General features: G+C 46.9%; 16 protein-coding genes. 12 read left to right on the plus strand and 4 right to left on the minus strand.

The features are described from left to right. Positions 1-258: 258 nt before the first annotated feature. Both D1159_RS13350 and D1159_RS13355 read right to left on the minus strand, forming a co-directional pair. Positions 259-2,301 (minus strand): hypothetical protein, encoded by a 2,043-nt coding sequence (locus D1159_RS13350; RefSeq protein ID WP_161846162.1) that lies wholly within the window; start codon positions 2,299-2,301, stop codon positions 259-261. Between the two features lie 122 nt (positions 2,302-2,423). Further along, entirely contained in the window at positions 2,424-2,744 is a 321-nt protein-coding gene (locus tag D1159_RS13355) for a helix-turn-helix transcriptional regulator (protein WP_161846163.1), read from the minus strand. 130 nt (positions 2,745-2,874) lie between these two features. On the opposite strand from D1159_RS13355, the gene D1159_RS13360 reads away from it, so the two are divergent. Continuing rightward, positions 2,875-3,396, plus strand: coding sequence for an SLOG family protein (locus D1159_RS13360; RefSeq protein ID WP_161846164.1), 522 nt, complete (start codon positions 2,875-2,877; stop codon positions 3,394-3,396). Between the two features lie 151 nt (positions 3,397-3,547). Here D1159_RS13360 and D1159_RS13365 read toward each other — a convergent pair whose 3' ends face one another. Then, on the minus strand, positions 3,548-3,982 hold the full coding sequence (locus tag D1159_RS13365; RefSeq protein ID WP_161846165.1) for a helix-turn-helix transcriptional regulator: 435 nt from the start codon (positions 3,980-3,982) through the stop codon (positions 3,548-3,550). A 179-nt stretch (positions 3,983-4,161) separates the two neighbouring features. On the opposite strand from D1159_RS13365, the gene D1159_RS13370 reads away from it, so the two are divergent. Beyond that, the gene (locus D1159_RS13370; RefSeq protein WP_161846166.1) at positions 4,162-4,875 is read left to right on the plus strand and encodes a metallophosphoesterase family protein; all 714 of its coding nucleotides are present in this window, start codon (positions 4,162-4,164) and stop codon (positions 4,873-4,875) included. Continuing rightward, positions 4,868-5,053: a hypothetical protein gene (locus D1159_RS13375; RefSeq protein WP_161846167.1), complete on the plus strand. Its 186-nt coding sequence runs from the start codon at positions 4,868-4,870 to the stop codon at positions 5,051-5,053. Before D1159_RS13370 ends, D1159_RS13375 begins: the two co-directional genes overlap by 8 nt. A 4-nt stretch (positions 5,054-5,057) precedes the next feature. Here D1159_RS13375 and D1159_RS13380 read toward each other — a convergent pair whose 3' ends face one another. Continuing rightward, on the minus strand, positions 5,058-5,393 hold the full coding sequence (locus D1159_RS13380; protein WP_161846168.1) for a helix-turn-helix transcriptional regulator: 336 nt from the start codon (positions 5,391-5,393) through the stop codon (positions 5,058-5,060). A gap of 188 nt (positions 5,394-5,581) precedes the next feature. On the opposite strand from D1159_RS13380, the gene D1159_RS13385 reads away from it, so the two are divergent. From D1159_RS13385 to D1159_RS13420, 9 genes are all read left to right on the plus strand, one after another. Then, positions 5,582-6,271, plus strand: coding sequence for a hypothetical protein (locus D1159_RS13385; protein WP_161846169.1), 690 nt, complete (start codon positions 5,582-5,584; stop codon positions 6,269-6,271). Between the two features lie 71 nt (positions 6,272-6,342). Continuing rightward, complete coding sequence (locus tag D1159_RS13390) at positions 6,343-6,987, plus strand: hypothetical protein (protein ID WP_161846170.1); 645 nt, start codon at positions 6,343-6,345, stop codon at positions 6,985-6,987. Between the two features lie 36 nt (positions 6,988-7,023). Further along, positions 7,024-7,347: a hypothetical protein gene (locus D1159_RS13395; protein ID WP_161846171.1), complete on the plus strand. Its 324-nt coding sequence runs from the start codon at positions 7,024-7,026 to the stop codon at positions 7,345-7,347. A gap of 24 nt (positions 7,348-7,371) precedes the next feature. Then, the gene (locus tag D1159_RS13400) at positions 7,372-8,010 is read left to right on the plus strand and encodes a hypothetical protein (RefSeq protein WP_161846172.1); all 639 of its coding nucleotides are present in this window, start codon (positions 7,372-7,374) and stop codon (positions 8,008-8,010) included. Between the two features lie 196 nt (positions 8,011-8,206). After that, positions 8,207-9,187 carry a hypothetical protein gene (locus D1159_RS13405; protein WP_161846173.1) on the plus strand — a complete coding sequence of 327 codons (981 nt, stop codon included), beginning with the start codon at positions 8,207-8,209 and terminating at the stop codon, positions 9,185-9,187. Between the two features lie 14 nt (positions 9,188-9,201). Continuing rightward, complete coding sequence (locus D1159_RS13410) at positions 9,202-10,026, plus strand: hypothetical protein (RefSeq protein ID WP_161846174.1); 825 nt, start codon at positions 9,202-9,204, stop codon at positions 10,024-10,026. A gap of 163 nt (positions 10,027-10,189) precedes the next feature. Further along, positions 10,190-10,318 (plus strand): hypothetical protein, encoded by a 129-nt coding sequence (locus tag D1159_RS20080; protein WP_279280092.1) that lies wholly within the window; start codon positions 10,190-10,192, stop codon positions 10,316-10,318. A gap of 91 nt (positions 10,319-10,409) precedes the next feature. Beyond that, a complete protein-coding gene (locus D1159_RS13415) occupies positions 10,410-11,345 on the plus strand; it encodes a DUF932 domain-containing protein (RefSeq protein ID WP_161846175.1) in 936 nt (311 codons plus the stop codon). 13 nt (positions 11,346-11,358) lie between these two features. After that, the gene (locus tag D1159_RS13420; protein WP_161846176.1) at positions 11,359-12,303 is read left to right on the plus strand and encodes a lambda-exonuclease family protein; all 945 of its coding nucleotides are present in this window, start codon (positions 11,359-11,361) and stop codon (positions 12,301-12,303) included. The last annotated feature ends 8 nt before the right edge of the window (positions 12,304-12,311 follow it).

Here is a 12,311-nt window from a genome sequence, read left to right on the forward strand (position 1 = left end):
ACGCAAGGTCACTTTTTTCTATGGCGTAGGCTAAGTGTTATTGCCCTTTACAGGATAAATCACATTGCCCTACGACATAGTATCCTTGACCTTGCCTCTTTATTATAGCTGGCATTACTCTACATTGCAAGCCTAAATATCCTTCTGACATCCTAATTTAAGCTGATTCCCTGACTCGATTCCGCCCGGCTTTTTAACTCCATACAGTTGAGGAATTTTTGTTACGTCAACTATAGACTCCTTTCTTAGATAGGGCATTTAAGTAGTTCCCTTTGCATCCGGTATATGAATCACTTCACCTGGCTTAGTAGAAAAGAGTTTATCGAATAGGATTTGATTCCTCTTCTTGGCATCCGCAAGGAGTTTGGAATAGGAGATGACCTCAATATATTCATGCCGGAATTGATTAAAACCGGTATATCCAAGATTATCCGCTGTGGGTAGCAAACTGCTGTTCAAACAATGGGTGCGCATCTTATCTGTCAAGTCGCATATGACATAACATCTAAAAAGGGTGCCATCCGTAATGGTAAATGCTTGGCCATTCGCTTTTACTTTTTTCCCTGACCGAATAAGATCAACATACTCACCGACCTGATTGATAGGGTTTTTGCTGTCGTTATCCGGTTTCTTGAACTCTACAATTGTTACAGTTGTAAACGGCTCATCGCTATCGGAATAGGCAAATGCTCGATCAAAAATTGCAATATCTGGCTCTTTTCTGCTACTGCTGTCGATTATTGGCATTGACTTCAAAGTTTTATCTGAAGCTAAGTACCTGTGGTAAGCAAGCCTTTCGTCAACAATCCAAAGATTCATTTCTTCAAATGTTATATCATCAGATGTATGCCGCATTGGACAAATCAAAGAGTGAATAACATCCTCTTTTTTGAAACTACCATCATTCTGTACCGTAAGCGCATTATCGAGCAAATTTAAAAGGGTTTTCCGCCTTGTCACATACTCAGCCAGAGCGGTTTTGCTAATTTCAGTAACAGAAGCCCAATACTTTTCATATAAGGCTTGATAAGTTGTATCTTTCTCTGAGGCCGCCTCCTTTGCTGCTTTCTCTAATCGTATTGCTTGTTTTTTGATTTCCATTTCCCATATTTGAACCCCTTTGTGGAGTTCAAGTTCCAATGCATCAGGCTTTAGACCGGCTGGAATATTGTCATAGACCTCCGGCCTCATTTGCAGCAAATAGCGATAAGTAGGGCGATCTTGCTGTACAAAATCGTTTATTTGTTGCCGCTTTTCCTTCCTTATGTCAGATAAATAGTCCGCCAAATATCCTTTAATGTACTCCATCGCCGCAGTTAGAATAGATTCCTCTCCAGTTCCAAAAAAAGAAATCTGGTCGTAGTTTTCATCAAAATTAAATTCTGTCCTCGTTGAATTAACTCTGGAATCTAAATAGTCACTAACAATATATCCTACATAGAAGAAACCGCTCGAACCATCTTTTGGAACGATTTTCTTTTGTAAATCTGGGATATATTTTTTTAACTCGACAGAACGAACCTCCTGCATATTTGCACACAAATGCAACTCGTGCCCAGAAAAGCCTTCTGGTAAACGCAAATGATATATGGTAAATTTTGTGTCTTTGATTAAAAAATGATCTTGGTGCAGAGAATCTTTTACATTTTCTTCGTAGTATTGATTTAGATTTATTGGGATAGATTCATCATCCAAAAGAATGATTTTAGGACACTTACCAGAAATAAAGAACGGAAGACAATGCTCAATGATTCGTTTTGCAACCACTTCTAATTCGACTGGTGCGGTATTTTGATAGTTAGTATGGAAATTGTTTAATCGAATAGTAGTAGCAAGTTCTTGCGTAGATGTTTCAAATTGATTATTTTCCGGCGAGATACCATCTGAAGTAAAGAGAAATTCTCTGCAAAAAAAGGACTCACCTTCTGCAAAAACACTTTTGATTTCAACAGAATCAAATGCCTTCAACCAAAGAAATCTTCCTATACCCTTGCAACCTTTCTGTACCTTTAATGTAGAATATGCAGTATTAAAGGACTTATAATTCTCGTCATTTAACCCCACACCATTGTCCGTAACAGAAAAAGACTCAAAACGTTCAAGGGGTTCTTTTTGTTCCAATCCACATTGAGTAGATGGTTTTCTATATGCTCGAATAACTATCTTGCCACAATTTTGATTAGGTGAATCTTCAATCGACTGAATAGAATTAACAACTGCTTCAAATAGTGGCCAAAGGGCTTTTGAATCTGCAAGATGCATTGTATTTAGCTGGCCCTTGATGTCAAACAAAAAAGCCATGATTATCCTCCCATAATACCGAATCGAAGAATATAGCATATATAATTGGCGAGCAGAGGTCAAAAATCAAGTGTTCAGTTACATTTTCCGTCGTAATATGAGTCAAGACAAAGCTGAAATGGCTAAATCGTCTCAATCAAGCAGTCGAGGATAGCTTCGATCTTGCGTTGCTTCTCCAAGTCCAGCCCTCCCAGCTTCTCCGCCAGAGGTGTCCATCGAATGGGAGTGTCTGTTGCAATGTACGCTGCCAGAATGGAGTCAGCACCAGTCCCAAGGGCATTGCAAATGTCGATCAAGGTGGGCAGGGCAGGCATCAGCAACCCACGCTCGATCCGTGAGATCGAGTTGGAGGCAACGTTCGTTATCTCGGCAAGCTGCTCCTGGGTCATGCCTCGCTCCTTGCGTATGCGCTGTATTGCCTGTCCACCCTGCTTGAAATCCACTGCTATCCCTCCTGCGTCGATGTTTCATTTGTATTATGAGCGAATTAGACGTGTTAAATCCAGAACGCTATGGACAAAACTCGACGTATAGAGTATAATTGAGCGAAACTCTTTGTGGAGGTGAACCTCTATGCTGGATGACTGTTGCGCCTTCACCGGCCATCGTCCGCACAAGCTCCCGTGGCGGTACAACGAATACGATAGTCGATGTGTAGCATTGAAAGTCGCACTGACAGAGCAGATTACAAAGCTGACTGAGGCCGGGATAACAGACTTCTACAGTGGCGGCGCAGATGGGGTAGACTGCTGGGCGGCCTTGATTGTCCTGAAACTGAGGGAAAAGAATCCTGCGCTGAAGCTCCATCTGATCTTACCCCATGAAGGACAAGCTGACAGGTGGGGTGATTCAGCACAGGAGCGGTATCGCTCGATTTTGAGGCAGGCCGATTCTGTGGAGTATGTAAGCCAGGAGTATTATGAGGGATGTATGCTTGATCGGAATCATCGGCTGGTGGAAGCTGCTGGGGTGTTGCTGGCTGTCTACAACGGAGAGCGGAGGGGAGGGACTGCGGCAACGGTGCGATACGCTCAAAAGCTGGGGAAAAAGATTATAATTCTCGACCCAGTTTCGCTGAAAATCGAAGATAAATAGGACGTATGAGTGATGGCGGTAGATATATATTCTTCTCATAATAAAGCAAACCTCCCTATGCTGCTCATGTGCAGCACAGGAAGGTTTGTTTTCGTTGATGATGAAAAGAGGTGACTACAAATGCCTATACCGTCCAGTCCAGTAAAATCGGTTATTTATCCAGAGCGAGTAAAGTTGGAAAACCATTGTTGTGCAGCAGACTATCGGTTTCCCAAATGTCCTTTTCATGGCTGACAGCAAACAGAATGACAGCATCCCGCGCTACCCGTGCGTACAGTTCGCTGTAACCGCCCAGCTTCAGCGTCCTTTGGGTTTCCTCAACCGGAAGATGGAGGCCAAACGTAATAGCGATCAGCTTGTCTCTGGAGGGCTTTTTCTCTCCGTTGAAAATCTGGTAGACGTATGCTTTTTCAAGGCCGGAATCACGAACTACATCAGAACGCCGGAGGTTCCTTTGTTTGAGCAGAGCCATTAAATACTCCGAAAGGGTCATATAGAGCATATTATTCTGATTCGTTGCCAGAAAACTCGCAATACTCTCTGCACCCAAAAGATTTCGATTGGATTTGTACGACGTTTCTCCCATACACACCCCTCCATAGATTGGATATTGAAATTATACCAGATACCACGGAGCAAAGAAAGGGGGAAGATAAAAATTTGCAAAAGTCTACTGGCGGTTGACTACAGAAGAAGGATAGCCTGCTATAATGAGAACCAACAGACGGGAGCCAATATTTTGAATAACCAGAAGGGAGAAACGCAATGACCTATGTTATTTCAGATATTCATGGCTGTTATGACAAGTACCGGCAACTGCTGAGCGTTATTCGCTTTTGCCCCGAAGATACGCTGTACGTCCTGGGCGATGTCATTGACCGTGGCCCGGATGGATTCAAGATTTTGCTGGATATGGCTCAGCGGCCCAATGTGGTAGGATTGATGGGAAACCACGAGACAATGGCGATCCAAGCACTCCCCGGTATCATGCGTAACGTCCGGCAAATCAGGAAAACAGCTTTGACTAAGGATGAAACGGAGGCTCTGAAACTGTGGTTCCGTAATGGTGGAGAGCTGTCTTTAGCAGACTTTCTCTGGCTGAACGATGAACCATCACAAATTGTTTGGGAGTATATGAGGAAAATGCCGCTCTACCGGGAAGTAGAGATTGGAGGGCGGTGCTTCGTTCTCGTACATGGAGGATTGGACAACTTTTCTCCCTCTCGGCCCTTATCTGACTATGAGCCGAATGAGATTCTTTGGTGCCGTCCTGAGCCGGATACCGTTTACTACCCAGATAAGTACGTTGTTGTTGGACACACACCTGTTCAGCTCCTTGCGGTGGAAGATGACAAGGAAGATACTCCGGCAAAGATCTATCATAACGGAAATTTGATCGACATCGACTGTGGCTGTGCATTTCAAGGCGGCTGGTTAGGATGCCTGTGCTTAGACACGATGGAGGAATTTTATGTTTGAGAGAGAAACCTTTACTGTCCAACTCACCGACCCATTGCTGTATGACAGGCTGCGGACGCTTTCTGCCGAGTACAATTTGTCCGTCGAGTACCTTGTCAATATGGCTGTGCGGCGGTTGATGGATGATGTTGACTTTGTAAGAAGTCTCCGCATTGGAAAAGAAACGGAAGGGGGGTAGTCCGCTACACCCCCTCCCCGTCAAAATATGTGAAGATTGTTCGCAGTACATTGATTGCCATCTGCTTGCGCTCCAAGGGCTGCTGATCCATGATCTGCTTGAACTGCTCCATGATGTTGGCATCGCTGTCGGACACGGAATCAGATAACAGGTAGTCCACAGTCACGCCAAGACGGTTGACGAGCCGCACCAGAGTATCCAGCGTAAGGCTCCGCTCTCCTCGCTCAATTGCGCCCATGTAGGTATCTGATATATCAATAGCCTCTGCAAGCTGGGCTTGGGTGAGGTTTAGCCGTAAGCGTTCTTCTCTGATCCGCTCTCCTAACCTCTTATAGTCCATACGATCACCCCCTAATTATTTTACCTGCATAGATATACAGGAAGAAATATCGAAAAGGGGTATTTATATTGACTAAAAGGGGCGATTGGGATATAATAAAAAGAAAGATGAGGGACGCAGGACGAACATCAGCAGGAAAATCTATTACAGACAACTTTATTATCTGAACTGATAGAAGGAGTTTTTCCATGATTGAAGATTTTGTGAAAATACTTGCTCTTGGGTACTTTGGCTTAGAGGTAGAAAAAAAGCTGGGAGAAAAACGCAAGAGGCAAGAAAAGGAGTGGAAGGAAGTCTTACAAAAACTAAAAAGCATTGTCTTTATTGTATATGATGGTAAGGCCCCATATGACGCAGCCCAAAATATATCAAAATACATATATGCTTCAGAGCCCAGTTATCAGATTGCCGTTATGGACTCCGAGGAATTTTGCAGAGAATATCTTGAACCTATGAAAAAATTAGGGAAAAACTTTCCCAGGACAATAATTGTTGGGCATCACGAATTTGCGAAAAGACAAACGGAGCGCGTTGATCTGATATACGATAGTCATGGGCTGAAAATCGGAAGGAAAGATGGCCTGTATGTGCTGAGAGCCTGCCGTTCAGACTTGGGATATGGGCGAAAAGGCCGCGAAGCATTTGCTGCGTATTATGACAGCGAAATCTCCAAGTTCGATAAAGAAGTGCTTGAAAAGTATGGAGTTCCCATGACTTTTGGCCTACGGGATGAAACCCGCAAATCACAATATGATCTGCTATGGCTCGAATTTATTCCCTATTTACACGGAATGTTCTTATCGGATAAAATTGAGGTTGTGGGCACAACTCCGGAAGGAGAGCTGCGGATGCGCGTGAGAAATCCTTCACACAAGTAAATTCAAGGATATATCAAATAAGGCCTTGAAGCATAAATGTGAAACAAATTTAAGCAAAGGAGTTTTTTAACATGGGCGAAGGCAAGGATGCAAATGTTCAATTAGAGTTGGCAGAGAAGGGGATTCAAGTTGCAAAGCAGGTAGAGATGATTGATGCGGTTGATAGAAATGCCGCGAAAATTGTAGATGCAGCAGGGGATCTTGTGGCAGGGAAAATGCAGCCTAAAAAAACCAAAGGGGAGATTATTGCTGAAAGATTTCCCGATGTGGTGGATGCCGCTGATGCAGGCACAGCAAACATTGTAACTGCGATAAGCGACATCATTGTAAAGTACATAGGTGATTTACCGGAAATAATTAAAGCGGAGTTGAAAAAAGACCATGGAAGCAAGGTGAAAGTAGGGCGTTTCCATGATTGTAGTATTGTTTTTGCCGGAACGAAGTCCTGCATTGTGGTAGATGCAGAGCAGCATGAGCTCGTCTACTTAACCCCTGAATGTGTGTTGCGCAGCAGGTATGTGGAAAAGAAGTTTAGGCCGACCCGGGCGAAAACCTACTATTATTATGAGCTTGTATTCAAAGATGGCACAGAAAGCTACGTGCGGGTAAGTGAAAAGCACCGTCAGAATTTGGAGAGTTGCGGGCTGCAAAATACGACGAAAACTATTTTCAAAATGCTTCCATCCGGCGAAGAATGTGGGATTGATGGGGAATAAATCCGGTATAAAAGCCGCTGAACGGAGTACATACGCATGTTTGGAAAAGCAAAAAAGCTGAAAAAGATTCCCTCTGATCTGGTGTCCTACATTCAGATTGAAACGGAGGCCATTAAGGATGCCAACGACAAGATGATGATCTCCTCTTATTGCCTTGGCAAACTGGAGATGGTCAACTGGTATCTTGAACTGCTGGAAGTCGGATCCAAGAAGTACATCGTCCCGCAGAGTAAGGCGCATTTGGAAATGGTCAGAGATCAGCTCATGGCCTGTCACAAAGCTATCATGGCCGTGAAGATCACCAATCCCAATGACCGTCCACTGCTGGATATCAAATACCCCAAAGGGTACGAGGGATGATCTGCTGATTTAAGGAGGGCGGCTGTGGCCGTCCTCCTGTTTTCGTTTCTGAGAGAAGGGAGCGTGTTTGTAATGAATATAAAAAATGAAGATCGTGTTACAATTCGGGAACACTGGAAACGAACGGTTGTGTTTACCGACGCGCTGCACATAGCGGCGTGGGAGTGGAGCGAAATCGGAAAGAAAGTACCAGAAGGCGAACTGCTGCCTGGGGAGTTGTCCGCAGTGACCTTTCCGGCAGGCTGTTATACCGTTCGCAGTGCCCAGCGCGTCTACAGGATTTATGGATCTGGCTACTTTCCAGAGAAGGAAACTCCTGCCAGTCGGGAGGAGACGGAACGTGTCAGGAAAGATGTAACACCGATGGGAACAATAGGTCCGCTGTTTTCTGCGTGGTGTGATGAACTGCGTGTCACCCATGAAATATCCGCAAGGCACAACGATGCCCCGGAAGGGAAGTTTACTTATATCTGCCGCGCCGCCGAAGCTCAAAATGGACGGTGGAAGGAGCATATCAGCGCAATCTATTCCGTCAAAGAATCCGAGTTTATTCCCGATGAGTACGCTTCCCTGATGGTATGCCTTGCGTTTGCAGGAGACTCGCACGGCTCCGATACTTGGTATAAATTTGACCCAACAGGGAAAATCACAACATTGCTTTGATGAAACGGGAGGAGATACAGACCATGAAATTGAAAAAGCTGATTCATCAGGTAAAACCGCCTTGTTCCAGGTGTCCCTACAGGTTGGGCTTGGTACATACAACAGTCAATCCCTGCCCCCAATGCAAAGAGAACGGCTACCAGACATTTGAGCGATTCCAGAAGGAGGCGATTGCTGATGAACGGGGGCGCAGATAATGGAAGTGCAATCATATCTTGAAGAATCCCTGTCTTTTATAGAATCCAAGGAGATGCGTGATTATCTTCGGGTGGAACTGCCTAAATTCAAATCTATCTCGACGTTCTGTGCTGATATTGTCGCATATGCCCCAGCACCTATTGAACGAAAGCTGCCTGTGCTGGAGCGGATTGTTCAGGAGGCCGAGCCGTTATTGGCTTATAATGGGAAACCAATTTATGCTTCCCGCTTCGCCCAGTCCTGCTGTACTGCCTTAGCGGAACGGTACAGCGGCCCGGATGGAACTGTATTCTGGCTGAAAGCATCCAGCTATGATGACAATGGAAGCTGTTTGTTTGATAATGCCTTTTTCACGAAGTTTGACGCCGCTATCCGCTATCTTGAGCAACAGGCAAAAGAGAATCCTAATGACTGTGCATTTGAGGGATTGAGCTATACCATCACAAAATACATACCAGATGGAAGGGATGGGCTGCGAGAATACTGTACCTGGTATCTGAATAACACACAGGAACTTTGGTATTTCAAGTATGAATGTTCCAGGCGTGAACTTCCGAAGGACTGGTTGGATTTGCTTGATTATCTCGGTGATTATCCCAATCTTCCAGTACCCTTTCAGCCAGGAGACATTGTAGTGGCTGATTGTCTGCCCTATGCCGCACCCTGCCGGGTACTCATTTTGGGTATAGGAGATAATCGGGACTGCTGCTGCATATCGGTTCTGTCCATTGGCAAGGACGGTCTTTTGTGCACAGGGGCGTTTAAGCATAACCATTTCCTCAGTCATAGGGGGGATAGTTCCAGGGTTTCATGTCTGTACCGCGCTGCCAGATGGACGGGGGAGCTGACCGACGAAGAGGAGCCTTTCGCTGTGTTGTCCCCACTGATTCGCGCAAAGCCGGAATTGGGGATGGAGATATACGACTATGTTAGAATGGAAGGCAGCGCTTGGCCGGAAGTGAAAAATATTTTTCTATAGAAGGAATTAACGACATGATAGAATTACCGATGTCCACTTTCATGCGGAACTACTACAGAGAGCAGGGGATCACATTTACAGATTCCCAACAGGCCACCATCATTTGGAACTCTGATCTGCCAATGCCGGAAATATTAGATGCCCTTCGTGAAATTGCCAGTACAACTACGGATGAAATGCTGAAAGAGCAAATCCGGGAACGGCTTGCCGCAGAAGCAGAAAATGAACGGATTTTTCTTGAAAATGATGGCAGTTATTTCTTCATCTTTATCCCGGATGACGAGGACGAGTGGGGAAGCCGTTACTTCTCTACTTTAGATGCCGCAATCGCCTACGGCAAAGACCATTCCAAGGAAACCTTCCAGATACGAAAAGAATCCTTTACGGACAAGTTTGACGGCAGTGCTGCGAACAACGATTCTGACAAAATGTATGTAGGCGGTCAGGCCCAGTATACGAAGGGCGGTGTGCTCCTCGAATGTGCGTGCTATACCGAGGAAACCAGTATTAATTTCAGTCATCCGTACCAATCCCGTTTTGAAGATGCGTATATCCCCCTGCAAAACCCGTTTGAGCTTGGGGACATTGTGAAGATAGCCGGGGATTCCCGTCCCGCCATTGTTGAGGTCAGTCAAGAGGACTGGAAAAGTGCCTTAGAGCGGAATACCAACGGTTCTCGGGAAATCCCCCCAGCTACGACAACATCAGCCTCACAGTTGAATTTCTTGACGGCGGGGAAATGTATCATGGGCATCCACCTATTCTGTGGCTGGAAAAAATCGACCAGTGGGATGACAAGTTGGAATGGGATGTGCTTCAGGAGGCAAGCCGACTTATGAAGGGAACCGGGTCGCTGGAAAACTTTCTCTACTATTATCATCAGAATTTAGACCGCAAAAAAGGGGAAATGGCGCAGAAATAAAGGGCAGTAAACCATCGCATCTCACTCCATTGCAGCGATATATTCTAATTGCAGCACAATAAGAAATGGAGTGATTTATATTGTCCAAGAAAAAGATTCTCAAAGCAATTCTGCTGGCCCTTTCTGTGCTGCTGACAGCGGTGCAAAACTCTGATGAAAAGGAGGAACCTACGAAGTTCTACGACAACCCTGATACGCACCTGGAATAGAGGGCTTCCCATGTGGGAGGCCCTCTATGTCTATGTCCGTCATGGGTTGAGTGCAATCCACCAAACCAAATCTATCTTAGGAGGAATGATTATGCCCGCAAATGTTGAAACCATGTTCTATGTCCGTGAAAAGCCCTGGCATGGCCTGGGGACTGAGGTGCAGGAGGCTCCCACCTCCGCCGACGCCCTGATCTGCGCCGGCCTTGACTGGACGGTGGAGCAGAAGAACGTCTACGCCGAGGATGGTTCCCTGATCCCTGGGTACAAGGTCAACACCCGCAGTACCGACAACGCCGCCCTGGGCATCGTGTCCGACAGATACAAAGTGGTACAGAACGAGGACGCTTTCCAGTTCACCGATGACCTGCTGGGGGCTGGCGTGACCTACGAGACTGCCGGGGCCTTGCAGGGTGGCCGTAAGGTCTGGATGCTGGCCCGTATGCCCCACCGCTACATCATCGCCGGGGATGAGATCGCCCCCTATCTGGTGGTGATGAACTCCCATGACGGCAGCTCTGGCATCAAGGTCGCCATGACTCCCATCCGGGTTGTCTGCCAGAACACCCTCAACTTGGCTCTGGATCGTGCCAAGCGTGTCTGGACCACCAAGCACACCGAGAATGTCATGCTCCGTGTCCATGAGGCCGAGGAAACCTTGGGACTGGCCGAGAAGTACATGGGCGAGCTGGGCCGTGGCATTGATGCTCTGTCCCGGATCAAGCTCACCGATAAGAAAGTCATGGAGTTCATGAACGAGTTCTTCCCTGTCACCCTTGATCTGCCGGATGTCCAGCGCAAGAACAATCTGCGTATGTTGGACAACATGAAGGCCCGGTATTGGGAGGCTCCTGACCTCTCCAACGTGGGGAAGAACGGCTACCGATTCGTCAATGCCATCAGCGACTTCGCCACCCACGCCGATCCTATCCGCAAGACCAAGAACTACAACGAGAACCTGTTCCTGCGGACTGTTGAGGGCAATCCCATGATCGACAAGGCGTATAGGATGGCTCTGGCAGCAGCGTAAAGGAGGTTATCATATGCCTGCAAAAATCTTAGTGTCCACCGAGAATATGCCCTATGCGGACTGGTTGGAGTATCGGAAACAGGGTATCGGCGGTTCGGACGCATCCGTGGTCTGCGGCATCAACCGCTACAAGTCTCCTGTGGAACTGTGGATGGAAAAAACTAACCAGCTCCAAGCGCAGGAGGCCGGGGAAGCTGCCTACTGGGGGACGCAGCTTGAACCCTTCGTTCGGGCCGAGTTCACCAAGCGTACCGGGATTGAGGTTTGCCATAAGAGTGAACTTCTTCAGAGCGAGGAACACCCCTTCATGCTGGCGAACCTGGACGGCATCTGCGAAGTCCCTGACGTTGGCACCTGTATCTTCGAGGCCAAGACCGCCTCCGCTTACAAGGCTGGCGAGTGGGAAGATACCATCCCGGACGAGTACATGCTCCAAGTGCAGCACTACATGGCTGTCACTGGGTATGCCGGAACCTACATTGCCGTCCTCATTGGCGGCAACAATTTCAAGTGGAAGTTCGTGGAGCGTGACGAGGAATTGATTTCTATGCTCATTGAGCTGGAGTCGGCCTTCTGGAACCATGTGCAGGACTGTACTCCCCCGCCGCTGGATGGCTCCAATGCTTCTGCCAAGTTCCTCGCTAATCGGTTCCGTGACAGCATCCCTCAGTCCCACATCACCCTGCCGGACACCGCCGCTGATCTGCTGGCCCAATATGATGAGGCCTGTGAAGAACTGGAAGCTGTTACCGAGCGGAAACAGAAGGCCGAGAATCTTCTGAAGGAGATGATGGGCGAGAACGAGGTCGGGACTGCTGGTGATCGCATCGTCACCTGGAAGAGCGTGTTTCAGGAACGGCTCGACAGCAAGACCTTGAAGGTTGAGCATCCTGCCCTCTGCAAGAAGTACACCAATAAAACATCCTACCGCCGCTTTACCATCAAGGCGGCAAGCTGAATGGAGGT

Origin of the sequence: Pseudoflavonifractor sp. 524-17 (assembly GCF_009935845.1) — a bacterium.
GTDB lineage: Bacteria > Bacillota > Clostridia > Oscillospirales > Oscillospiraceae > Pseudoflavonifractor_A.

Bases quoted from the DNA above. Each gene is read 5' to 3' on its own strand.
- D1159_RS13390 (WP_161846170.1), top strand. From the start codon at position 6,343: ATGGGCGAAGGCAAGGATGCAAATGTTCAATTAGAGTTGGCAGAGAAG.
- D1159_RS13350 (WP_161846162.1), bottom strand. From the start codon at position 2,301: ATGGCTTTTTTGTTTGACATCAAGGGCCAGCTAAATACAATGCATCTT.
- D1159_RS13380 (WP_161846168.1), bottom strand. From the start codon at position 5,393: ATGGACTATAAGAGGTTAGGAGAGCGGATCAGAGAAGAACGCTTACGG.
- D1159_RS13420 (WP_161846176.1), top strand. From the start codon at position 11,359: ATGCCTGCAAAAATCTTAGTGTCCACCGAGAATATGCCCTATGCGGAC.
- D1159_RS13370 (WP_161846166.1), top strand. From the start codon at position 4,162: ATGACCTATGTTATTTCAGATATTCATGGCTGTTATGACAAGTACCGG.
- D1159_RS13385 (WP_161846169.1), top strand. From the start codon at position 5,582: ATGATTGAAGATTTTGTGAAAATACTTGCTCTTGGGTACTTTGGCTTA.
- D1159_RS13360 (WP_161846164.1), top strand. From the start codon at position 2,875: ATGCTGGATGACTGTTGCGCCTTCACCGGCCATCGTCCGCACAAGCTC.
- D1159_RS13405 (WP_161846173.1), top strand. From the start codon at position 8,207: ATGGAAGTGCAATCATATCTTGAAGAATCCCTGTCTTTTATAGAATCC.
- D1159_RS13415 (WP_161846175.1), top strand. From the start codon at position 10,410: ATGCCCGCAAATGTTGAAACCATGTTCTATGTCCGTGAAAAGCCCTGG.
- D1159_RS13410 (WP_161846174.1), top strand. From the start codon at position 9,202: ATGATAGAATTACCGATGTCCACTTTCATGCGGAACTACTACAGAGAG.
- D1159_RS13395 (WP_161846171.1), top strand. From the start codon at position 7,024: ATGTTTGGAAAAGCAAAAAAGCTGAAAAAGATTCCCTCTGATCTGGTG.
- D1159_RS13365 (WP_161846165.1), bottom strand. From the start codon at position 3,982: ATGGGAGAAACGTCGTACAAATCCAATCGAAATCTTTTGGGTGCAGAG.
- D1159_RS13375 (WP_161846167.1), top strand. From the start codon at position 4,868: ATGTTTGAGAGAGAAACCTTTACTGTCCAACTCACCGACCCATTGCTG.